This window comes from Selenomonas sputigena, assembly GCF_026015965.1.
In the GTDB taxonomy this organism is placed as follows: domain Bacteria; phylum Bacillota; class Negativicutes; order Selenomonadales; family Selenomonadaceae; genus Selenomonas.
Genome location: NZ_CP110383.1, coordinates 286,007 through 309,872 on the forward strand (window position 1 = coordinate 286,007; position 23,866 = coordinate 309,872).

At 58.8% G+C, this 23,866-nt stretch carries 20 protein-coding genes and 1 pseudogene; 20 read left to right on the forward strand and 1 reads right to left on the reverse strand.

Annotated elements, in window-relative coordinates; translation table 11 throughout:
- Positions 1-65: 65 nt before the first annotated feature.
- Positions 66-794 carry a LytR/AlgR family response regulator transcription factor gene (locus OL236_RS01360; RefSeq protein WP_265071060.1) on the reverse strand — a complete coding sequence of 243 codons (729 nt, stop codon included), beginning with the start codon at positions 792-794 and terminating at the stop codon, positions 66-68.
- 248 nt (positions 795-1,042) lie between these two features.
- Here OL236_RS01360 and OL236_RS01365 point away from each other — a divergent pair, with 248 nt between their 5' ends.
- The 20 genes and pseudogenes from OL236_RS01365 (at position 1,043) to OL236_RS01460 (ending at position 23,847) form a co-directional block, all read left to right on the forward strand.
- The gene (locus OL236_RS01365) at positions 1,043-1,861 is read left to right on the forward strand and encodes an ion transporter (RefSeq protein ID WP_265071061.1); all 819 of its coding nucleotides are present in this window, start codon (positions 1,043-1,045) and stop codon (positions 1,859-1,861) included.
- Positions 1,858-5,988, forward strand: a complete 4,131-nt coding sequence (locus OL236_RS01370; RefSeq protein WP_265071062.1) for a YDG domain-containing protein — start codon at positions 1,858-1,860, stop codon at positions 5,986-5,988. Before OL236_RS01365 ends, OL236_RS01370 begins: the two co-directional genes overlap by 4 nt.
- Positions 5,989-6,043: 55 nt before the next feature.
- A complete protein-coding gene (locus tag OL236_RS01375; RefSeq protein WP_265071762.1) occupies positions 6,044-7,681 on the forward strand; it encodes a ShlB/FhaC/HecB family hemolysin secretion/activation protein in 1,638 nt (545 codons plus the stop codon).
- Between the two features lie 188 nt (positions 7,682-7,869).
- Positions 7,870-8,976 carry a hypothetical protein gene (locus OL236_RS01380; protein ID WP_265071063.1) on the forward strand — a complete coding sequence of 369 codons (1,107 nt, stop codon included), beginning with the start codon at positions 7,870-7,872 and terminating at the stop codon, positions 8,974-8,976.
- Between the two features lie 573 nt (positions 8,977-9,549).
- Positions 9,550-9,897, forward strand: coding sequence for a histidine triad nucleotide-binding protein (locus OL236_RS01385; protein WP_006193397.1), 348 nt, complete (start codon positions 9,550-9,552; stop codon positions 9,895-9,897).
- A 115-nt stretch (positions 9,898-10,012) separates the two neighbouring features.
- Positions 10,013-10,195 carry a 30S ribosomal protein S21 gene (gene rpsU, locus OL236_RS01390; RefSeq protein WP_006193396.1) on the forward strand — a complete coding sequence of 61 codons (183 nt, stop codon included), beginning with the start codon at positions 10,013-10,015 and terminating at the stop codon, positions 10,193-10,195.
- A gap of 368 nt (positions 10,196-10,563) precedes the next feature.
- The gene (locus OL236_RS01395; RefSeq protein ID WP_265071064.1) at positions 10,564-11,844 is read left to right on the forward strand and encodes an ArsB/NhaD family transporter; all 1,281 of its coding nucleotides are present in this window, start codon (positions 10,564-10,566) and stop codon (positions 11,842-11,844) included.
- Positions 11,845-11,891: 47 nt separating this feature from the next.
- Positions 11,892-12,038: a hypothetical protein gene (locus tag OL236_RS01400; protein WP_265071065.1), complete on the forward strand. Its 147-nt coding sequence runs from the start codon at positions 11,892-11,894 to the stop codon at positions 12,036-12,038.
- A gap of 82 nt (positions 12,039-12,120) precedes the next feature.
- On the forward strand, positions 12,121-12,393 hold the full coding sequence (locus OL236_RS01405; protein ID WP_013740575.1) for a DUF4321 domain-containing protein: 273 nt from the start codon (positions 12,121-12,123) through the stop codon (positions 12,391-12,393).
- Between the two features lie 13 nt (positions 12,394-12,406).
- A complete protein-coding gene (locus OL236_RS01410; RefSeq protein ID WP_265071066.1) occupies positions 12,407-12,979 on the forward strand; it encodes a Maf family protein in 573 nt (190 codons plus the stop codon).
- Positions 12,960-13,649: a RadC family protein gene (radC, locus tag OL236_RS01415; protein ID WP_265071763.1), complete on the forward strand. Its 690-nt coding sequence runs from the start codon at positions 12,960-12,962 to the stop codon at positions 13,647-13,649. Before OL236_RS01410 ends, radC begins: the two co-directional genes overlap by 20 nt.
- Before the next feature lie 110 nt (positions 13,650-13,759).
- Entirely contained in the window at positions 13,760-14,800 is a 1,041-nt protein-coding gene (locus OL236_RS01420) for a rod shape-determining protein (protein ID WP_037370520.1), read from the forward strand.
- Entirely contained in the window at positions 14,797-15,873 is a 1,077-nt protein-coding gene (mreC, locus tag OL236_RS01425; protein WP_009646781.1) for a rod shape-determining protein MreC, read from the forward strand. Before OL236_RS01420 ends, mreC begins: the two co-directional genes overlap by 4 nt.
- Entirely contained in the window at positions 15,870-16,370 is a 501-nt protein-coding gene (gene mreD, locus OL236_RS01430; RefSeq protein ID WP_009646784.1) for a rod shape-determining protein MreD, read from the forward strand. Before mreC ends, mreD begins: the two co-directional genes overlap by 4 nt.
- Before the next feature lie 114 nt (positions 16,371-16,484).
- Positions 16,485-18,269: a penicillin-binding protein 2 gene (gene mrdA / locus OL236_RS01435; RefSeq protein WP_399553475.1), complete on the forward strand. Its 1,785-nt coding sequence runs from the start codon at positions 16,485-16,487 to the stop codon at positions 18,267-18,269.
- Positions 18,270-18,381: 112 nt separating this feature from the next.
- The gene (gene minC, locus OL236_RS01440) at positions 18,382-19,083 is read left to right on the forward strand and encodes a septum site-determining protein MinC (RefSeq protein WP_037370517.1); all 702 of its coding nucleotides are present in this window, start codon (positions 18,382-18,384) and stop codon (positions 19,081-19,083) included.
- 10 nt (positions 19,084-19,093) lie between these two features.
- Positions 19,094-19,897, forward strand: coding sequence for a septum site-determining protein MinD (minD, locus tag OL236_RS01445; protein ID WP_265071068.1), 804 nt, complete (start codon positions 19,094-19,096; stop codon positions 19,895-19,897).
- A complete protein-coding gene (gene minE, locus OL236_RS01450) occupies positions 19,890-20,168 on the forward strand; it encodes a cell division topological specificity factor MinE (RefSeq protein ID WP_006193614.1) in 279 nt (92 codons plus the stop codon). The genes minD and minE overlap by 8 nt, the downstream gene beginning before the upstream one ends.
- 15 nt (positions 20,169-20,183) lie before the next feature.
- A complete protein-coding gene (gene rodA, locus OL236_RS01455) occupies positions 20,184-21,287 on the forward strand; it encodes a rod shape-determining protein RodA (RefSeq protein WP_009646787.1) in 1,104 nt (367 codons plus the stop codon).
- A gap of 26 nt (positions 21,288-21,313) precedes the next feature.
- Positions 21,314-23,847: pseudogene (locus tag OL236_RS01460) on the forward strand (TIGR03960 family B12-binding radical SAM protein).
- Positions 23,848-23,866 lie beyond the last annotated feature (19 nt).

Sequence of the window (23,866 nt, forward strand, 5' to 3'; positions counted from 1 at the left end):
CGATACACAAAAAGCAGCTGAGAGCACGCAATTCGGCTGCAAAAGATGGCTGCATGAATCTTCTCCTATGACAGAAATCCCGCACGCATCTTCTTCAGCATATAGGCGCGGTAGATGCGCTCGACCTCGCTTTTGCGGCGCGTTGCAATCGGCAGCAGCGTGCCGTCGGAGAGCAAAATGCCCTCAGGCGTCAGTTGATGGATCTCGTCCATATTGACCAGCAGACTGCGGTGACAGGAAAGGAACATCGGCATGGCATCGAGCAGCTCCCGTGCGCGGGCGAGCGTCATATAGGGGGAGAGCGTCGTGCCGTCCGTCAGATGAAACGAGCAGCGACGCCCGTCGGCATCGACATAGCGGATGTGCTCGATCGGTATGCGCTGCTCCGTGTATTCGATCGTGAGCGGGATCGTCGGGCGCTCCTTCTTGAAAAAAGGCGTACGCGCCAATGCCTCGCGCACCCCCTCCTCCGTCACGGGCTTGATGAGGTAGTGCGCCGCCGTCACGCCGAACGCTTCCACTGCATGATCGCGGCTCGTCGTCACGAAGATGATCGCGCAGTTCATATTGAACGAGCGCAGAATCTGTGCCGTTTGGATGCCCGTGCGCTCCCCCAGATAGATATCGAGAAAGACAATGTCGGCGCGTGCGGCGGACATGTGCGCGAGGAACTTCTTGTCGTCCGTGAACGCGCGAATCACGGGGCGCGGCGTATGCTCGGCGCATACGCTTTCGAGAAGATCGCAAAGCCGGTTCAGATCTTCCGGCATATCGTCCAGTACAGCAATATTCATCGTATGACCTCCTCATCATATTCTAGGGAAATCCATGCGGATTTGCAAGCATGGATTTCCCGCTTTTGCGTTCATGCCATACTTTCGGCGTTTGTGCCAACTTTTCTTGACCTTTCGTATAAATGTGAGAAAATAGAAAAAATAAGGTCTTTGGTCTTAATGAAAGAGATTATATAAGACAAAGGAGTGTCGCGCCTTTGTTTCATTTCTGTCTGTGCCGCCGGCGACAGCGGCAGAATGGGAGGATTATGAACGTACTGGAAGAAGCGCTTCATTGGAAGCATACGCAAAAGATCATCACTTTTGTCATCATCCTCAATGCCGCCGTATTGGGCATATTGACGAATCGAACACTGTCCGCCGAAGAAGTCTTGTTTCTCGAAGCAGTCGACAAAGCCTGTCTGGTGATTTTCACCGTCGAGTTGATTGCAAAACTGCTCGTTTATCGGCGAAGTTTTTGGTCAGAGGGCTGGAACATCTTTGATTTCGTCATCGTCCTCAGTTCCATCGTCTTCATCTCCTCCAGTATTTCGGTCATACGAGCCTTCCGTATCTTCCGACTGCTCAAGGCGCTCGCCGAGTTCCCTGAGCTGCAGATTCTCGTATCGTCCATGCTCAAGGCGATTCCCAGCATGACGTGGGCGCTTCTGCTGCTCTTCATCGTCTTCTATATCTTTGCCGTTTTCGGCAGTACGATGTACGGCGATGCGTTTCCCGAGCTGTTCGGCGACATCGGCGGCTCCATGTTCACGCTGTTCCAGGTCATGACCTTTGAGTCATGGGCGACCGCCGTGGCGCGGCCAATCATGGCAACGTATTCTTATGCATGGGTATACTTTTTGGTGTTCATTCTTCTTACCGCCATCACGCTCTTGAACGTCATGGTCGGCATCGTGGTCGAGGCGGTCGGCACCATCTCCGCAGCGGTCAAGGAAAAGCAGGCGGAAGAAGCGGCGGAGAACGCACCGCCCGAGGTGCGAAGAGCCGATGAAATCGAAGCCGAAATCCGTCAGCACCTTGCACAAATCGAAGCATTGTTACAGAAAAGAAAGGATGAAGCAATATGAAAACAGCATCGAACAAACAGCTGCGCCGCACCATCCTCTGTGCGCTCTTTGCAGGCATCGTCGCCGCCCCCTTTGCCGCGCAGACGGCGTATGCGCTGCCCATCGAGGGCACGAACGCAGCGACGAACAAGACCGAGGCAGACATCTCCACGAGCGGCACGGTCATGGACATCACGGGCAAGACCGCGCACAATATCCTCAAATGGGAGAACTTCTCCATCGACTCGGGCGAGAAGGTGCGCTTTGATGGCGGACATCAGACGCGCGACTATCTGAACCTCGTCACGGGCGAGGGCGCGTCGAACATCTACGGAACGATCGAGGGCGGCAGGAACGTCTACCTCGTCAACCCGCACGGCATCCTCTTTGCCGCAGGGTCACAGGTGAATACGGGCGCACTCTACCTCTCGACGGCGAATCCCACAGACATTGCCACAGCGACGAACGCATTCAAGACAAACGGCACAAGCCCCCTCACAGCGAGCGCACAGATGGGCGACGTGCTGAACCTCGGCACGGTAAAGACGAGCAAACTCTACATCGAGGGCAAGAACGTCAAAGTCCTCAACACGGATGATGTGAAGAACACGGCGGGCACTGCGGCGCTTACGGGGACGGACGTCACCATCCGCAGCGAAGAAACGCCGCATATCGGCTACGATGTCGGCAATAAAATCACGAGGAACTTCACCATAAACGGCGGAACTTCCTCGAAGACGGTCTCCGACTATGCGAGTACGACTGCCGCGCATCATGCCGCATCTGCAAAATCGCGCGGCTGGGATGTCAAAAAGTTGAACGGCACCGAGGCGCATACGGACTATGATTATATGCGCGTGCATGACGTCTACGAGCTGCAGAATATGGACGCGATTCAGGAGAATCACGGGGGTGCAGGTCAGGATAAGACGATCGGCAGATATATGCTCGCGAATGACATCGCGGCAAGCGAGACAAAGGACTGGACAGGGGGTTTCCAGTCGATTGGCACCAGTAACAAGGTCTTTTGGGGACGATTTGACGGCGCAGGGCACACGATCACGGGGCTTAACGTTCAGCCGGGGAATGCAGGGGCTACGGAGGATGAAGATCGCGGGATGTTCGGATACACCAAGCAGGCGGTCATCGAGAATGTCTCCCTGAAGGATGCCTCCGTGTCGGGAACGAAGCAAGTCGGCGGCATTGTGGGAACTGCAGACGACCACTCTGTCATACGGAACGTCTCCTTCAGCGGTAAGGTCCAGGGACCCGGTACTGGAAATACCGCTGGTACCTCGATCGGCGGCATTGTGGGAAAGCTAAATTTCGGAAGCAGCATTGAGAACGCCTACAACGAGGGCACGGTCGAAGGGAACTCTCTTGTCGGCGGCATTGTGGGCTTTGCGTATCAACAGAACACCATTCAGAACGTCCGGAATGCGGGCAAGGTCGTAGGAAATAAGAACCTCGGCGGCATTGCGGGAGAGGCAGGGTATGACACCAACATTTGGAACGCCCTGCAGACGGGAACCGTGGAGCAAAGATCGGGACAGAGTGATCCAAACGTCGGCGGCGTTGTGGGATTTTTGGATGACAACAGCACGGTCGCCCATGCCGTATGGAAGAAGGGCAGTGTAACGAATGGGAGCGGCACTCTGATCCGGAACGGCATCGGCGCTACACTGCAAAATAGTACAGCGACCGATGTTGAGGAGCGCGACGAGGCGCAGATGAAGCTGGCAGAGACGTATAAGGACTGGAAGGACGGGAGCGGCAAGGCTCTCGTTGCCACCGAGGGCGGCAAGAGGGCGCCGTGGCGCATCTACGACGGCAAGACCATGCCGCTCCTCACGGCATTCCTCCGGACAAAGCATCTTGCAAACCGCGAGAAGGTCTACGACGGCACGGCTCCGACGATTGCGGGCGGCGACCATATTTCCCTCGATGCAGAGAAAAACGTCGGCACATATCATGCCTACAGCGAGCAGTATGACATCATCGGCGGCGCGTACACCGTCAAGCCGAAGGAGCTGACGCTCGGCTTTACGAGCGGCACGCGCTTTGACAAGACCTATGACGGGGGGCTAGATACCGTCACGCGGACGCTCACGAAGGGGCAGCACTATAATCTCGGTGGCTTTGTCGGCAGCGATGGCGCGGATGTCGAACTGGCGGGTGCTGTCACGGGCAAGTATGCGGACAAGAACGCAGGCAGGGATAAGGAAGTGACGTTCCAAAATCTCGCGCTCACAGGCACAGGCGCGAAGAACTATACCATCAAAAAGGCGCAGGGCGTGGGGACAATCACGCCGAAGGCTCTGACGCTCGACCTCGTGGGCGGCACGCGCTTTGATAAGACCTACGACGGCAATGCAAACGTCACGCAGGCACTCGCGAAGGGGACGAACTACACCCTCACCGGCTTTATCGGCACGGAGGGCGACCACCTCGCACTCGCCGCCGCCACGGGCACGTATACGGACAAGAATGCCGCCACAGACAAAACCGTCACCTTTGGCGGGCTGACGCTCACGGGTACGGGCGCGGGCAACTACACGCTGAACAAGACCACGCTCACGGGCATCGGCACGATCGCGCGGCGTGCGCTGACGCTCGGCGCAGTCGCGGGGCAGACAAAGACCTACGACGGTACGACCGACGCAGACACGTCGAAGTTCGGCGCGGTACTGAACAATGCCATCGCGGGTGACAAGGTGACGGCGACCGCCACGGGTGCGGCGTACAACGACAAGAACGTCGTCGGGGCAAGCAGGATCGACTACACGGGTGTCGGTCTCGCGGGTTCGGATGCCGGGAACTACACGCTTGCCGCCACCACGGCGCAGGGCGCGGGCACGATCGCAAAGCGTGCGCTGACCGTTGGCGAAGTAACGGCGCAGAGCAAGACCTACGACGGCACGACCTCCGCAGACACGTCGAAGTTCCGTGCGGCACTCGGTAATCTCGTCGCGGGCGAGGAAGGCAGCGTAGCGGCAACCGCCACGGGCGCGACCTACAACGACAAAAACGTCGCTGCGGCAAACAAGGTGAGCTATACGGGCGTTGCGCTCCAAGGCACAGGCGCGGGGAACTACAGTCTCGCCGCGATGACGGCACAGGGGGCGGGCAGCATCACGCCGAAGGAGCTGAATCTCGCGCTCGTGGGCGGCGCACGCTTTGACAAGACGTATGACGGCAATGCAAACGTGACGCAGACGCTCGCGAAGGGTGGGAACTATACCCTCACGGGCTTTGTCGGCACGGAGGGCGACCACCTCGCACTCGCCGCCACCACGGGTACGTATACGGCGGGCAAAGACGCGAGGACAGACAAGGAAGTGACGTTTAAGAATCTCACGCTCACGGGGATGGGCGCGGGCAACTACACGCTCGATAAGACTGCGCTCACAGGCATCGGCACGATTGCGCGGCGTGCGCTGACGCTCGGTGCAGTCGCGGCGCAGACAAAGACCTACGACGGCACGAGAGCCGCTGACGCATCGAAGTTCCGCGCGGCGCTCACGGGTACCATCGCGGGGGATAATGTCACCGCCGCCGCCGCAGGTGCAGCCTACAACAACAAGAACGTCGCGGCGGCAAATCGCATTGACTACACGGGTGTCGGTCTCGCGGGTGCGGATGCGGGCAACTATAGCCTCGCTGCGACGACTGCGCAGGGGGCGGGTACGATCACGCACCGTACGCTGACCCTCACCGCCGCACCGCACAGCATCGTGCAGGGAGAGCCGCTGCCATCCTTCACGGGACGTGCGGAAGGCTTCGCCGACGGTGAAGATGCAGCCGTACTTGGTGCGGGCGACTTGATGTTTGAGAGTGCGGTGACGAATACCGAAACGCCCGGCAGCTACGGCGTCACAGGGCGCATCGGCGGCATCACGGACGGCATCCTCGGCAACTACCGCATCCGACAGGCGGCGGGCAACGCGACTGCCTTCACCATCCATGCCGCAGCACTGCCGGGCGGACTTCTCGCCTCGCTCGTGCAGGACGCTGCCCCGCGCTTCGACTTCGGTTTCGGCGACACCGTCCACATCTATGGCACTGCGCGTCCCATTCGCGCCGCAACGCTCGGACTCTACCGCTTCGCTGCGGAAGAGGGCCTCGAAATTCAGGGGTTGAGCCTTTGATGGCGCATACCAGTGTTTCCTTAAATCTTTGTGAAAAGGAGTCTTTCCGTTGAAGATGAAAGCAAAACGCCCGCACCTCGTACTTGCACTGCCCCTTGCGGCGGCGCTCTTTGTGCCGGGCACAACCTTCGCTGCGACGAACCTGCAGCCATCCGATGCGCACCTGCCGGAAAAACCACAAGAAAACGCGCTCGAAAGCCGCCTGCCGAACCATGCAGGCGGCAGCAAGGCGATGATGCCTTTTCGCCTCTCGCGCATCGACGTCGAGCAGGACGGCACGCAGCTCCCCCCCAAGGCTCTCGACGAAAGAATCGCGCCGTACCTTCGCCGCCCGATTTCTGAAGCCGATGTCAACGACCTGCTCGCCGAACTCACGCAATATGCGCGCAGCCACGGCTACCCTGCGGCAGCCTCCTACCTGCCGGCGCAGTCGAATGCGGACGGCACGCTCACCATCCGCATCCTCGCCGGACGCTACGGCAAGATCAAGATCGAAAACAGCGCTGCCATCAGCGACGCAAAAATCGAGCGGCTTGCCCATGCCCTCAAAGAAGGCGCACCCATCGAAGGCAAGCCCTTGGAAACCGCCCTATACAATATCGCCGCCCTCGGCGGCATCGAAGCGGCAGGGCTTCTCTCGCCGGGCACAACCTTCGGCACGGGCGACCTCACGATCCGCGTCAAGGACGGCAAGCGTCAGAGCTATGTCCTCTACAGCGAGAACTACGGCAGCGAACCTTCGGGCCGCTACCGCTTCGGTCTGCAGGGGAGCTTTGAAAACCTCACGAAGAGCGGCGACCGTCTGAACCTGGGGCTGACCCTCTCCAACAAAGACCTGCACAATTACGGTATCAGCTACAGCCACCCCGTCGGCGCTGACGGCACCACGCTCGGCATTGGCGTCAGCCGCATGGACTACGAGCTATCGGGAGCTTTCCGCACGCTCGGCGCAGAAGGCACGGCGGACACCTTGAGCCTCTTCGGCACGACGCCCTTGTGGCGCACGGCGCAAAGCTCGCTCGCCGTCACCTACGGATGGGACTGGCGCAGGCTCAAGGACGAGTACAAGAAGATCGGCATGGAGCTTGAAAAGCACAGCAGCACCTTCCATCTCGGCATCAAAGGGGCAGAGCGTCAATATCGCACCTCGTGGAGCTACGACCTCACGGGCTACTGCGGACATCTCGGTGCGGACTCTGACTGGGCGCGTCGGCAGATGAAGCGTGCGGGTACGGAAGGCAGCTTCACGAAAGCCGTGCTGAACCTCAACCTGCGCCACGAGATCAGCGACCGCTGGAACATCAGCCTCAAGGCGCAGGCGCAGAAAGCCGGAACGAACCTCGACAGCTCGGAAGAAATCTACCTCGGCGGAGCGAACGGCGTACGCGCCTACCCGCAGGGCGAAGCCTCGGGCGACAACGGCTATTTGGGCAGCATTGAGCTTTCGTACCGTACGGACGTGCCGAACCTCGTCCTCAGCACCTACTTCGACATGGGTCGCGTGCAGTACGCCAACGACGGAAAAGACGGCAGCGAAACCCTCAAAGGCTGGGGCATCGGCGTCACCTACAGCCGCCCCGGCGACTACTTCCTGCGCCTCGACTGGGCGCGCCGCATCGGCCTCGCCAATAACGCGAGCGACGACGCCAAGGCAAAGAACCGCCTGTGGTTCATGGTCGGCAAGGTCTGGTAAGAGAAAAGCAAAAGAGCGTGATACACAAAAAGCAACAGACCGCACGCAATCTGGCTGTAAAAACAAGCGAAATGGCAGCCGGCAGACAACAGCCCCCTTCTTTTTGAAAGAGAAGGGGGCTGTTTCCTTAAGGTTTTCTGCGAGGAAACGATAAATATAATGAGGAAGATCAACGTGCAGGGAGGCGAATGAAGATGAAAATTCATGCGAACGATAATCGTGCGATCGTGGGGAAGAATATAGCGGCACAAAATACACAGGCTATGAGTCGGGCAGGGGACAGGAAATCCGTGGCGGCATCCTTACAGGGGGAAGGTTCGATAAAAAGAGAATCGTCGTCCTTCCAGTCGCTCGCGCATGAGGTTTCCATCAGCGACGAGGGGAGAAAGCTTGCAGCGGCAAATCAAGCGCCTGCTCAACGGGTGGAAACGTGGGAGATGGCTTCGGTTGAGCCGCTTGAAGATAGTATGTATCATGATTTTTATTCGGATTATGAGCGCGCTTCTTTATCCAGAACGATGCGCGATTTAGAAAATGGCATCCGAGGTATTTTGCAGCTTGGCAGTAAAAATCCTGGTTTGGCAGTCGGCAGCATTCGTGTGGAGGTGATCCGACAGCTCAATGCCTATGGGCATCATCAAAAGGCTTTGGGGCATACCTTGCTGGGCGATCCGTATTTGAACAGTATTCTTGATCGCTTGGGAGCGCTTGATCCCAAATGCGAAAATCCACTGGTGAACAAGCTTCGATCCCTTGTGGGAAATACAATGATTGGCAAGGATAATGATTTTCTTACACACGAAGAAAGCGCTGGGCTTATAAAAGAATACCGTGACTATCTCGGCATGAAACCAGACACGCTGAGTAACATGCCAAAAAAGGCGGGCAGATATTTCAATGAAAAGACAGCGGCATACGGATTCTTCCAAGAGATGAGCCGCAAGGCGAAAAATATGGAAGAGCTTCTCTCTGCCATGCTTGGAGAAGATCATACGGGAGGCAAAAAGGATAAGAAAGCGGAGAATCCTACAGACCTTTCACAGCTCATTGCCGAGAAGAAGACTGACCTTGATGATGGCATGAAAGCATATAAGAAGAGCTTACGAACCCTTCACCGTATCGCAGACGACAAGGGCGAGGGAGAAGACGGCAGACTCTCAGAACGGGAGCAAGCGGAAGAGAAAAAACGACTGATCCCGAGCGTCACAGCCTTCGATTGGGACCGCATCTCGGAGCAATATCTAAAGGAAAATCCCGAGCTTGCCGCCATTTTTTCCGACAATGGTATGCGGTAGGGCTCCGTTTGGCAATCGTCCGGTGCATCTGTCTGCCAACGAATCTTGCGACCGTCTTTGGTGATCTGAGATGTGACGGACGCCGTCTTTGCCAAGTGGAGGGTGCATCGTTAGATTGTATCAAAGTTAGGGGTAAGACGGATGTCTAATGCGTGAAAATGATACAAAGGCTATCGCCGTCATACGCTGTGAAACCACAGTCTGCAAGGGCTTTCAGAGATCTCCTTGTCTGGAAGCCCGTTGATTTTTGACGATGGTCAGCGATTTTTCGCTCGATGGAAGCTCGACCAACAGGCAGGGGTGTCAAAGCGTTTGACACCCCTATGGCGCACCCGAAAGGAAAAATATCAGAGTTCATGAAGCTGCACTTGTCAACAAAAACTGGACACAAAAATTCCAAAATAGTCATAAAAAAGCTAAATGCTAGACAACCCTATCGAAGAGTTAGACAACCGTTGAAAACGGAGCGTTTCTTCCCAATCTTTTCTCTGGCGGCAGGTTTTTCGCCATAAAAGTCGAATAATGGTGATAAGGATGAAGGATTACAGTGATTTTTGAAGGGAGGTGGAAAAGATGGCAGACTGCATTTTTTGCCGTATCGCGGCGAAGGAGATTCCCGCGACAGCGGTCTACGAAGATGATTCCGTCATCGCCTTCAAGGATCTTGAGCCGCAGGCGCCCGTGCATGTACTCATCATTCCGAAGAAGCATATCAAGAGTTTGCTCGGCTTGACGCAGGAGGACAGAGCACTCGTCGCGCACATCCATGTCGATGTCGTGCCGCAGCTTGCAAAGGAACTGGGACTTGCGGAAAAAGGCTTCCGCGTCGTTGTCAATACGGGCGAGGAAGGCGGGCAGACCGTCGGGCATCTGCACTTTCATCTCTTGGGCGGACGTTCCATGCAATGGCCGCCTGGTTGATGGTTGACATCAAAAAGGGAAATCATGTATAATGTTAGCGTGCACGATGCAGTGTTGGCAATTTTCATGCCTGCCTTCCCGTGCGCCCCAAATCTAGTGGAGGGGGGGAAGAACAATGGCAAATGAGGTCAAAGTAGGAAAGAACGAAACGATCGACAGTGCTCTCCGCAGATTCAAGCGTACCTGCCAGAAGGCTGGTACTTTGGCAGAAGTTAGGAAACGTGAACATTACGAGAAACCGAGCGTCAAGCGCAAGAAGAAGTCCGAGGCGGCTCGTAAGCGCAAGTTCCGCGCATGATGATTCGTGATGGAAGCGTGTGAGAGAAGCTGAAACAAAAATCCGCAAAGCGTATGCTCTGCGGATTTTTTTCTTGCGCCATCTGGCGGAATCCTGATGGAAACGGCAGAGAAAACATCTGCTCCGAGAAGAAATAAGAAAAAATAATATAAATATACAAGGACTCTTTCCAAACTTACGATAATCTGCTATAATAGGCGCAGGGCAATTTAATAAGTGAAATTTAGGCGGAGTCTGTTCAATCAAGGGCTCCGTCTATTTTTCGGTCGGCTGTCCGTCGTTCTTCTGCCTCTCCAGCTTGACGGGGGAGGGCGGACAGAAAGGTGCAGGAGACTGTCTGGCAGGCAGTCAAATTCAAGGAGGTTTTTATGGAACAGGAAACAATAGCTGGTATCATCTTCGTTGCGATGTATGCGGTGATCGTCTCTGAGAAGATCCATCGCACGATCATTGCGATGATCGGCGCACTGCTCATGATCGTCATGGGCATCATGACGCAGGAGACCGCCATCCACCACATCGACTTCGACACCCTCGGGCTTTTGATCGGCATGATGATCATTGTCGCCATCACGAGCAAGACGGGGTTGTTCAACTTCATCGCCGTCTGGGCAGCGAAAAAGGCGAAGGCCGACCCCGTGAATCTCTTGGTCTACTTGTCACTGATCACGGCTGTTTGCTCGGCGTTTCTCGACAACGTGACGACGGTTCTCTTGATGGTGCCGGTCACGTTCAGCATCACGACGAAGCTCCATGTCGATGTTATGCCGTATCTTTTGGCGCAGGTCATCGCATCGAACGTTGGCGGCACGGCGACGCTCATCGGCGATCCGCCGAACATCATGATCAGCAGCGCGGTCAAGGAACTGACGTTTGCAGCGTTCATTGAGAACCTTGCGATCATCTCGATCATCAACCTCATCCTCATCACGGCGATCTTCGTTCTGCTCTATCGCAAGCATTTGACGACGAAGCCCGAACTCAAGGCTCTCGTGATGCAGGAGAACGAGTGGGACGAGCTCAAAGACATCCCGCTTCTCAGGAAGTGCCTGTTCGTGCTCGGCCTTGTCATCTTGATGTTCTTCCTGCATTCGCTGACGGGCCTTGAGTCCTCGCTCATCGCGATTGCGGGCGCGTTCCTGCTGCTCCTCTTGGTCGGCAAGGAAGAGTTTGTGGAGCACGCGATGCACGGCGTCGAGTGGCCGACGATCTTCTTTTTCATCGGTCTTTTCATCGCTGTCGGCGGTCTCGTGGAGACGGGCGTCATCCGCAATCTCGCGGTACAGGGCGTCAACCTTACGGGCGGCGACGTGACGAAGACGTCGATGCTCGTTCTCTGGATGAGCGCGATCGTTTCGGCTTTCCTCGACAACATCCCGTTCGTCGCGACGATGATTCCGCTGATCCGGGATATGGGCGCGATGGGCGTCTCGAATCTTGAGCCGGTTTGGTGGAGCCTCGCGCTTGGCGCCTGCCTCGGGGGCAACGGCACGATCATCGGTGCATCTGCGAACGTCATCGTCGCGGGCATGGCGGCGGAGAGGGGCATCCCCATGACGTTCGTCCGCTTCATGATGGTCGGCTTCCCACTGATGATCCTGACGATCCTCACGTCGACGGTCTACGTCTACCTGCGCTATCTCATGTAATCTGTCTTTTTGCCTCCCTCGCTTGCGGGGGAGGCTTTCTTTTTTCTATGCGGCACGTGAAAGAAATGACCTTAGTCGAGCAGGATTTATGTCGCGCGGCTAGAAAAGAGGCAGAAGCAATTAAAATCATTGTGCAGCGCCGTTTGACTGTCGATGCATTCGCTGAAGGATCGCTGATAAATGAAGTCGCCTGAATGTGCAAAAATGGGCGATTGAGGGGATCAGCGATTTCCTGAATCGTCGAGGCAAGCGGTGTTTCCTTTGGAGGGATTTTCTGTGAAATTTTCTTCGGGGCGCGGCTTTGGCATGTGTGCCGTATTTGTTTTTACCGGCGCGGTGCTCGGTGGACTCTTGGGTGAGGCTCTGCGCGGCGTGGAGGCGCTTTCTTCGATTGCACCGCTTCTTTCCGAGACGCATCCGGCGTTCGTCTTGGCGCCCGTGGCGATCGATCTCTTCGTCGTCAGCGTCAGTTTCGGCCTTTCTTTCACGCCGAACATCATGAGTCTCGTCGGCGTCATCGTCGCGCTCGTTCTTTTCCGACGTTATTGAGGAGGTTGGATCCATGTTCATCCTGGCATCGGCTTCGCCGCGCCGCCGCGATCTTCTCGCGCAGATCGGCGCTTCGTTCCGCGTGGAAGTGAGCGAGGCTGAAGAGGTGCGCGAGGCGAAGACAGCGGAGAAGCTTGTCCGCATCAATGCACTCGCCAAGGCACGCGCCGTGGCGGCGCATGCGACGCTTCCCGTGCTCGGTGCTGATACTGTCGTCGCGCTCGCCGGGCACATCTTCGGCAAGCCTGCAGATGAGAGGGAGGCGCACGAGATGCTCGCCGCGCTCTCGGGGCGTGCGCACGACGTTCTGACGGGCGTCGCATGGTGCAGGGGCGGCCAAGAGTTCTCGACGGTCGAGAAGACGCGCGTCTTCTTTGCCGCGCTTTCAAAAGAGATGATCGCGCGTTACGTCGCTACGGGCGAGCCTTTGGGCAAGGCGGGCGCCTATGCCGTGCAGGGGCGTGCCGCCGTCTTCGTCGAACGCATCGAAGGCTCGTTCTCGAACGTCGTCGGACTGCCGCTTCATGCGGCGGCTCATCTTGCAGAAAAAGCGGGGGTCGATCTCTATGACGCTTCTCGTGCGTGATCTGCCCGCCGACGAGCGGCCGCGCGAAAGGCTTCTGGCCGAGGGCGCGGCGAGCCTTTCCAACACGGAACTTCTCGCCGTTCTCCTGCGCACGGGCGTCAAGGACGACTCGGTGCTCCGCGTCGCCGAGAAGGTGCTCGCGCTCTACAAGGAGCGCGGACTCGCCGCCATCACGCAGATGAGCGCGAAGGAGCTTTCGTCCATCAAGGGCGTGGGCATGGCGAAGGCGGCGACGATCCTCGCCGCCGTCGAACTCGGACGCCGCCTCGCGCTCAAGGCGGCAGAGGAGCGGACAATCGTGCACGGCCCAGCGGATGCCGCTTCCTATGTCATGCCGCGCTTTCGCTTCGAGCGCAGGGAGCACTTCGCCGTGCTGCTTTTGAATGCGAAAAACCACATCCTTGCCTTGAAGACGATTTCCGTGGGAACGCTCACATCTTCCGTCGTTCATCCGCGCGAGGTGTTCCAGGCGGCGATCGAGCAGTCGGCGGCGGCCGTCATCCTTGTCCACAATCATCCGTCGGGCGATCCTGCGCCGAGCGGCGAGGATCTCGCCGTGACGCGCCGCATGGTGGAGGCGGGGGAGATCATGGACATCCCCGTGCTCGATCACGTCATCGTAGGTTATGATAAATTTATTTCCCTAAAAGAAGAAGGTATGATACAATAGAACTCGTATCTTCATCAGCCATTATATCTATGATTGACGAGGCTTTTTGACAGATTTTTGCAGACGTGTTTTATGGGATGCGTGTGAAGAGAAGGGAGTTTTATTTCAACATGTGGAGTCTTTTTGGTGGCTTGTCCCGCGATATGGGCATCGACCTTGGAACCGCGAATACATTGGTGCATGTGAAAGGCAGGGGCATCGTTCTGCGCGAGCCGTCTGTCGTAGCGATAAAGAGTGAGAACGGCGAGGTGCTCGCTGTCGGTGAGGACGCGAAGCGCATGATTGGCAGGACGCCGGGCAACATTATCGCCATCCGTCCAATGAAGGACGGCGTCATCGCCGACTTCGACGTGACGCAGGCGATGCTCAAGTACTTCATCCGAAAGTCGATGAATACGAAGTCCTTCGTGCGCCCGCGCGTCGTCGTCGGCGTTCCTTCGGGCGTGACCGAGGTCGAAAAACGTGCTGTCATCGATGCGGCGCAGCAGGCGGGAGCGCGTGAAGCCTACCTCATCGAAGAGCCGATGGCGGCGGCGATCGGCGCAGGGCTTCCTGTCGAGGAAGCGACGGGAAGCATGGTCGTCGACATCGGCGGCGGTACGACGGAGATTGCCGTCATCTCGCTCGGCGGCATCGTCACGAGCCGCTCGATCCGCATCGGCGGCGACGAGATGGATTCGTCCATCGTGCAGTACATCAAGCGCCAGTACAACCTCATGATCGGCGAGCGCACGGCGGAGGAAATCAAGATCACGATCGGCTCCGCCATCGTGACGCCCGACGTTGACCGTGAAATGGACATCCGCGGACGCGACCTCGTCAGCGGTCTGCCGAAGACGCTCTCGATCCGCGCGAGCGAGGTCAGGGATGCTCTGAATGAGCCGATCTACAAGATCGTCGACGCCGTCAAAGGCACGCTTGAAAAGACGCCGCCGGAGCTGGCGGCCGATGTCATGGATCACGGCATCATGATGACGGGCGGCGGCGCGCTCCTGACGAACCTAGATAAACTGCTGAGCCACGAGACGGGCATGCCCGTCCTCATCGCGGAAGACCCCTTGTCCTGTGTCGGCGAAGGCACGGGCAAGTCGCTTGAAAACATCGAGCTTCTAAAGCGCGTCGTGATGATCTCTAAGAAGTTGAGACAATGAGCCGCATACGCAGAGACGACCAGGACTCGAACCGCAAGGTCTGGCTGCTCCTCGTTGCGCTCGTCTGCGTCCTCTGCCTCGTGTTCTTTGCGGGAAAGGGCAGGTTTCAGTCCCCCTTCCTGAGCCGCGCCGCCGAGACGGTGCTGCGTCCCCTCCAGTCCGCGACGGCCTGGGTGGGAGACAAGATCCACAGCCTCGGTACGGAGTTTTGGGAAGTCTATTACGTCTACGACCAGAATCGTATGCTGAAGAACGAGGTGGAAGGGCTGCGCGTGCAGAATCTCGAAGCGAACGAAGCGCTTGCTGAAAATGCACGCCTCAAGGCGCTTCTCGGCTACAAGCAGACGAAGACGCAGTTCGACCTCGTGGCAGCCCGCGTCATCGGACGCGACTATGCGACGTGGTCGGGCGTCATCGTCATCGACCGCGGTACATCGAGCGGCGTGCATGAGAACATGCCCGTCGTGACGGAGAAGGGACTCGTCGGCGTCGTCGTTGAGGCCGCGCCGTACTCCTCGAAGGTGCGGCTGATCCTCGACCCGCGCGCCGCCGTCGGCACGATCGTGCAGCGGCAGGAGTCGCGCGTCGCGGGCATCGTCGAGGGCGATCCAGCCAATCCCCTGATGCCGCGCATGAAAAACATTCCGAAGTCCGCCGATGTCGTCGAGGACGACGTCGTCGTGACGTCGGGCTACGGCGGCGTCTATCCGAAGGGGCTTCTCGTCGGCACGGTCAAAGCGTTGAAGAACGACGAGGGCGGCCTGTTGAAGTACGCCGTCTTAGAGCCTGCCGTCGACTTCCAGCGTTTGGAGGATGTCGCCGTCATCGTGGCGTCGCGCGAGGCGCCGCCCGCACCGATCACGCCGCCCGCGCAGACGCCGGGCACGGAGACGGACCCGGCGGCAGAGAAGGCGGCAGCAGAAGCGGCGAAGCGTGCGGCATCGCAGCCTGCGCCTGCTCCCGCTCAGCCGGCCGCACCGGCGCAGCCGAAGCAGCCGGCGAAACAGCAGAACGCCCAGCCTGCCGTGCAGCCGCAGGGCGCACAGAAGCGCGAGGCAGGTGCGCGGCCATGATCAGCTACCGCAGGATCTTCTTTTGGCTTGCGTTCGTGATCGCACTCTTCGTCCTGCAGACCTCATTTTTCCCCGTATTTTCCTGGAACGGCGTTTCGGTGAACCTCATGCTGGTTCTTACCGTTTCGTGGAGCCTCCTTTACGGGGCGCGCCGCGGTGCTTTTCTGGGCTTCATGACGGGACTCCTGCAGGATCTCACCACGGGCATGTTCTTCGGCATGGACGTCTTCGCCTTGACGATCATCGGCTATGCCACGGGCGCATTTTCGCGCAACGTGTTCAAGGATCCCGTGTTCCTGCCTGCGATGGCGACGATGTGGGCGACGGCCGCGCACTATTTCTTTGTGCTCGTTCTCATGCTGCTTCTCGGCTACGGCTTCAGTCTGCTCTATGTTGTCAAGACACTTCTTCCGGCGCTTTGCTGGAACGTTCTTTTCGCCTACCCCGTCTATCGCGCGGCGAGCCGCATGCAGTCGTGGCTGGGGCGGCGAAAGTAACGGCCGGGGCGCAGCGCCTCTCAGGGAAAAGATCAAGGCGCCTTGCGGGGCGTCTTCTTGTCTGAATGGGGAGATATACCTTTGGAAGAAAATGAAAACGAGTATGCAGGGCGCATGCATGTGCTCGGCGGCGTCATCGTCGCCGTCATCGTTGTGCTTCTGCTGCGGCTCGTCTATCTCCAAATCTACGACGGCGACTATTATGCGAGCCTTGCGGACGGCAACCGCATTCGCATCATCCCGAGCGTCGCGCCGCGCGGCAATTTCTTCGACCGCAATGGCACGCCTCTCGTCATGAACCGCCCGAGCTTCACCGTGTCGCTCTTGCCACTGTCGGGTACGATTCCCGAGGACGTCATCGAGCGATTGTCCGTGCTCCTTCATGTGCCGACGGAAGAGATCCACAAGAAGATCGACGCACATGTCGGCTTCGATCCCATACGCATCAAGCAGGACATCGGCCCTGAAGTCTATACGATCATCGAGGAACAGCGCGACAAGTATCCGGGCGTCATGATCGAGGCGCAGCCGATCCGCGATTACGTCTACAAGACGTGGGGCGCACACGTCTTCGGTTACGTCAGCGAGATCAGCAACGAGGAACTGGAAAAGCGCAAGGCGGAAGGCTACAAGTCGGGCGACATCGTCGGCAAGTTTGGCTTGGAGCGCGTCTACGACAAGACGGTGCGCGGCACGGACGGCGGCAGGCAGGTCGAGGTCGACGTTGCGGGCAAGCCCGTGAACAACCTCGGTACGAAGGAGCCGATCGCGGGCAACGACCTCGTCCTCACGATCGATGCGACGATCCAGGTCGCCGCCGAACGAGCCATCGATCAGCAGCTTTCCGCCATCGGCGCTAACGCGGCGGCAGCTGTCGTCATGAATCCGCAGACGGGCGAGGTGCTCGCCCTCGTGAGCCGTCCGTCCTTTGATCCGAACCTCTTCGTCAATGGCATATCGACGAAGGATTGGAAGGTTATCAACGAGAATCCGTATCATCCGATGGACAACAAGGCGATCACAGGCGAATATCCGCCAGGATCGACCTTCAAGATTGTCACGGGCACCGCTGCGCTGCAGGAAAACGTCGTCTCGCCGAATGAGATCATCTACGACTCGGGACGTCATTGGATCATCCCAAAGGGCAATGCGGGCGGCGAAGCGCTCGGCCCTATCAATTTCATCCAGGCGCTCGCCCACTCGGACAACGTCTACTTCTATGAGATGGGCAATCGACTTGGCGTCGACCGCCTCGGCGAGTACGCGCGCATGTTCGGCGTCGGCTCGAAGACGGGCATTGACCTGCCCTACGAGGCCGAAGGTCTCGTGCCGAGCCGCGAGTACAAGAAGAAGGTCTACGAGGACGACTGGTATCTGTCGGAGACCTTCGATGCGGCGATTGGGCAGGGATTCGACCTTGTGACGCCGCTGCAGGCGGCCGCCATCATGGGGACGATTGCAGCGAACGGTGACCGCTATCAGCCGCATCTTGTGCAGCGCATCGTAGGACCTGACGGCAATACGGTTGAGACGATAAAGCCCAAGCGCATCGGCAGGCTCGATGTGCGCCCCGAGGTCATCGCGCTCGTGCAGCAGGGACTCAGGGACGTCACGAAGTACGGCACGGCGGCGGCGGCCTTTGGCGCGAAGTATCCCGTCGACATCGCGGGCAAGACGGGGACGGCGGAGAACTCGCACGGGCGCGACCACGGCTGGTTCGTTGCCTATGGGCCATTCAACAACCCGACGATCGTCGTCGCGGTCATCGTCGAGCAGGGCGGCTTCGGCTCTCTGTCCGCCGTGCCGATCGGCAAGAAGATCCTCGACGCGGCTTTTGGCCTCGATACGCCCGAAGTCAAAGCTGTTCGTCAAGAAGTGGCGGCGCGGCAGAAATCTTGATATAATAGAATCGTATTACAGCAAGGAGAAACGACAGGGCAAATGCACCGAAGCCGTTTCTTGACCCTTTGTGCGGCGCATCGTCGCACACGCACGCAAAAGCGAGGAAATCATGGAGAAAGAAAGCGTATTGTTCAAGGGGCTGAAGACGGGGCTTCTGCTCGTGCTGGTGGGAAAGCCCGAGTTTTCTGTTGTTGAGCGCGAGATTCGTGAAAAGCTGGAATCGAGCGCCCTGTTCTTTCGGCGCGGCACGGTCATCGAGTGGCGCACGGGGACGTTCACGGCGAAGGAAAGCCTCGCTCTGAAGAAGCTCTTCCTGCAGCACGGTTTGTACTTCCGTGAGATGAAGGAAGAAGCTGATGCAAAGAAGCCTGTCGTCAGCGCGGTGAGCGGGGCGGCGGCAGCGGCGCGGGCGGGAGCCGTCCTCGGCAGGAAGAAGGCGGAGTCTTCCGAGATGAAGACAGAGCCGGACGCGGACAAGAAGGACGTGCAGATGCTCGTCGTGAACCGCACGCTTCGCGGCGGGCAAGAGGTGCAGAGCCAAGGCTCGGTGCTCGTTCTCGGCAACGTGAACCCCGGGGCGCAGGTCATCGCAGGCGGCAGCATCGACATTCGCGGCACTTGCCGCGGCATCGTCCATGCGGGCGCCTATGGCGACAGGGATGCCATCATCATCGCGGATCACCTGATGCCCGTGCAGATCCGCATCGCCGATGTCATAGCGCAGTCGCCCGAGCAGTATGAGAAGCCGGAGCTTGCCGAAAGGGCGAGCGTGCAGGATGGACGAATCGTGATTGAACCGATAGAAAGGTAGGAAGCAGCCGATGGCAGAAGTTATCGTTATCACCTCAGGCAAGGGAGGAGTCGGCAAGACGACGACCACGGCGAATATTGGCGTGGGACTCGCGAAGCGCGGCAAGAAGGTCGTGCTCATCGACACCGATACGGGGCTCAGGAATCTCGATTTGCTCCTAGGACTCGAACGCCGCATCGTCTATACACTCGTCGACGTCATCCAGAAGCGCACGACGTACAAGAGGGCGCTCGTGCGCCACAAGAAGTATGAGACGCTCTTCTTGATGCCGACGTCACAGGTCGCGGACAAGTCGGCGATCGAACCCGAGCAGATGAAGGAACTCATCACTGAGATGAAGGGAGAGTTCGACTACATCCTCGTCGACTGCCCGGCGGGCATCGAGCAGGGCTTCCAGACGGCGGTCATCGCAGCGGATTGGGCGATCGTCGTCACGATGCCCGAGATCGCCGCCGTGCGCGATGCCGACAAGATCATCGGCAGACTGCAGAACGACGGCAAGGAGATCAAGCTCGTCGTCAACCGCATTCGCTCGCAGATGGTCAAGGACGGCACGATGCTCGACATGGATGCGATCAACGACATCCTGTCCCTGCCGTGCATCGGACAGATTCCCGACGATGAGAAGGTCATCGATTCGGCGAACCGCGGCGAGCCGGTCATTGACAATGCGAACTCGCTCGCAGGCAAGGCGTATGCCAACGTCGTTTCGCGCATCATGGGCGAGGATGTGCCCTTTCTTGAAGCACCGAACGAGAGCTTCCTGCAGCGGCTCAAGAACATGATCCTCGGAAGGGGGAAGCGTGATGATTGAAGCTTTGCTCAAGATTTTCGGCAAGCAGGGCAAGTCGTCGCGCGAGATCGCCCATGATCGTCTGAAGGTCGTCCTGATCCACGACCGCTTGAGCGTTTCGCCCGAGGTCATGGACAAGATCAAGACCGACATCATCCACGTCATTTCTAACTATGTGGAGATCAATCAGAAGGACATGGAGATCTCGCTCGCCAACGATCAGGATTCCGTCGCGCTCATCGCGAACATTCCCGTGAGCCGAATGAAGCCCAAGGAAAGCAGCAGACGCTAGGAGGCACAGGGGAAAATGAACAAGCGTTGGCTCAGGCGCATGGACTTCACATTGATCGGTGCGACGGCGGCGATCATCGTCATGAGCCTCATCGTCATCGGCAGCGCCACGCACATCAATACGGCGGGCGGCGATCACTACTGGTTCGTGCAGAAGCAGGGCGCATTCGTCGTCTTGAACGTGCTCTTCGCCATATTCCTCATGAACTTCGACTACAAGGCACTGCAGAACTATGGCAAGAATCTCTACATCTTCAATGCCGTCATGCTTCTCCTCGTCATGATCATCGGCCAGACGGCGCTCGGCGCACAGCGCTGGATTCAGCTAGGCCCCATCACCCTGCAGCCGTCGGAGTTTTCGAAGATCATCATGATCATCGCGCTTGCTGCGATGCTGGAAGATCGCGTGGGAAAACTCAATACCGTAAGCGACATCCTGCCCGTCGTCGGCTATGTGGCGTTGCCGTTCTTCCTCGTCCTCAAGCAGCCCGATCTCGGCACGTCGCTCGTTTTCATCGCCATTCTCTTGGGCATGATGTTCGTCGCGGGCGTGAACCTTCGCATACTTGCGGCAGGCTTTGCGGCGGGCATAGCGGCGTCGCCTCTTCTCTGGCTCTTTTTGAAGGATTACCAGAAGATGCGCCTCAAGGTTTTTCTCGATCCGAGCGTCGACCCGCTTGGCTCGGGTTATCACATCATTCAGTCGAAAATTGCCATCGGCTCGGGGCTGATCTTCGGCAAGGGGCTTTTCGGCGGTACGCAGAGTCAACTGAACTTCCTGCCCGAGAACCACACGGATTTCATCTTCGCCGTCGTCGGCGAGGAACTGGGCTTCGTCGGTGCGGCGGCGCTGCTTCTTTTGTACCTCGTCGTGCTCTGGCGCGGCGTGAAGATCGCGCGTGACGCGAGCGACACTTTCGGCCGGCTGCTCGCCGTCGGCATCACCTCGATGCTCGCTTTCCATGTGCTCGTCAACGTCGGCATGACGACGGGCATCATGCCCGTCACGGGCATACCGCTGCCGCTCATGAGCTACGGCGTCAGTTCGCTGACGACGAATTTGATCGCGATTACGATCTTGCTCAACATCCACATGCGCAAGGCAAAGTTTGTATTCTGAGAGAGGAATTATTCTGGGGAGGATTTATGGTCAAGTTGGAACAGGAGATGCTTCAGGCTGTCGAGAAACCCGCACGCTATACGGGCGGTGAATGGAACGCGCAGCCGAAGGACTCCGCCGCCGTCCTTTGCCGCATCGCGCTCGCGATGGCGGACGTCTATGAGGTCGGCATGTCAAACCTCGGGCTGAAGATTCTCTATGAGATTTTGAACCGCCGCGATGACATCGCGGCGGAACGTGTTTATGCGCCCTGGCTCGATATGGAAGAGGAAATGCGCCGCCGCGGCATCCCGCTCTTTTCGCTCGAAACCTTCAGGGAGATTTCTTCCTTCGACATCCTCGGCTTCTCGCTGCAGTACGAACTTCTCATCACGAACACGCTCAACATGCTTGACCTCGCAGGGCTGCCGCTCCATGCGGCGGAGCGCACGAACGAGCAGCCCTTCGTCATCGGCGGTGGTCCTTGCGTATACAACACGGAGCCAATCGCCGACTTCTTCGACTTCTTCGTGCTCGGCGACGGCGAGGAAATCGTCGTCGAGGTGTGCGACGCCTTGATCGCCTGGAAGAAGGAGGGTCGCCCGGACGGCAGGCGCGGCTTCCTGCGCCGCGCTGCGCGGATTCCGGGCGTCTATGTGCCGTCCTTTTATGCGCCCGAGTACGATGCGCAGGGCATGTTCACAGGGCTTCGCATCCTCGATGAGGCAGCTTCGCCGCAAATCTATCGGCGCGTCGTCAAGGATCTCGATGCCGCGCCCTTTTTGGAAAAGCCCGTCGTGCCGTACCTCGGCATCGTGCACGACCGCCTCATGCTGGAGCTTTTCCGCGGCTGCACGCGCGGCTGCCGCTTCTGTCAGGCGGGCATGGCGTACCGCCCCGTGCGCGAGCGCCGTCCCGAGACGCTCGAATCTATGGCGCGCACGCTCTTCGATTCGACGGGCTACAACGAGATGTCCTTGACGTCGCTCTCGTCCGCCGACTACTCGTGTCTCTCGCCGCTCGTCGACGGGCTTCTTGCCGGCACTCAGGGCGAGCGCGTGAGCTTTTCCCTGCCGTCTTTGCGCATCGATAGTTTCTCCGTCGACATCGCCGAGCGACTGCAGCAGGTGCGAAAGAGCGGCCTGACGTTTGCGCCCGAGGCGGGCACGCAGCGCCTGCGCGACGTCATCAACAAGAACGTGACGGAAGACGACTTGCTGCACTCGGTGCGCACGGCGTTCGAGCAGGGCTGGAAGGCGGTCAAGCTCTACTTCATGATGGGGCTGCCGACCGAGACGGACGAGGATATCGTCGGCATCGCAGAACTCGCGCAGAAAGTCGTCGACTGCTACAAGGAAGTCAAGGGGAAGCGCGGCGTCAAGGTCACGGTGTCCGTCTCGTGCTTCGTGCCCAAGGCGTACACGCCGTTCCAGTGGTTCGCGCAGGTGCCGCAGGAAGAATTCGAGCGAAGACAGCGGCTCTTGAAGGAGAGCATACGCGACCGCGCGATCTCGTTTCACTACCATGACGCGCGCGCGAGCGTCCTCGAAGGAGCGCTGTCACGCGGCGATCGCAGGCTCTCCGCCGTCATCGAGACGGCGTGGCGAAACGGCGCGAAGTTCGACGGCTGGACGGATCAGTTCAAGGATGAGGTTTGGAAGGACGCCTTTTGCCGCTGCGGCGTTGCGCCCGAGTTCTATAGCCGGCGCACGCGCGATCCAGAAGAAGTCCTGCCGTGGGCGCACACGAGCCCTGGCGTGTCTGAGGACTTTTTGCGCCGCGAGTGGCAGCGTGCACAGGAAGCGGCGCTCACGCATGACTGCCGGCGCGAAACGTGTACGGGCTGCGGCGTCTGTCCCGAGCTTGGCTGCGACGTCGTCGATTGGAGGGGAGAAGTATGAAGCTGCGCGCACTCTTGACGAAGGGCGAGGAGATCCGCTTCATCTCCCATCTCGATTACGCTGCGCTCATCGAGCGGGCGATCCGCCGCGCCAAATTGCCCGTCGCCTATTCGGAGGGGTTCAACCCGCACATGAAGTTCTCGTTCGCTTCGGCGCTCGCCGTGGGTGTGACGAGCGAGGCGGAGGTCATGGACGTGGAACTGTCGCGCCCCGTCGCGCAGCCCGAGGCGTGGGACAGGCTCGCCGCCGCCCTGCCGCCGGGCGTCCGCCTCGGTCGCCTCGTCCCGTACGAGGGCAAGGCGAAGTCGCTGATGGCGGCGGTCGACCGCGCCGAGTACCGCGTGCGCGTGCCCTATGCGGGCGCGGAGGAGGCGGCGCGGCGCGCTGTCGCCGCCTTCTTCGCTGCGCCCGAGGCCATCTATCGGCGCGTCCTGCCGAAGAAGACGCGTGAGGTCGATGCGAAAGCGTACCTGAAGGAAATCCGCGTCGAAAAAGAGGGTGGCTGCCTGCTGCTCTTTCTCGCCATCGCCGTCACGCCTGCGGGAAGTCTGAAGCCTGGCGAGGCGATCGGGCTTCTAGCGCACGACTTCGGTCTCGCCGTCGAGCCGAGGGAGGCCCAGATCTGCCGCACGGCGCTCCTCTCGGGCGGCAAAGACCTTTTCACCCTGATCGAATCGTAAGACCGATACCCATCGATGG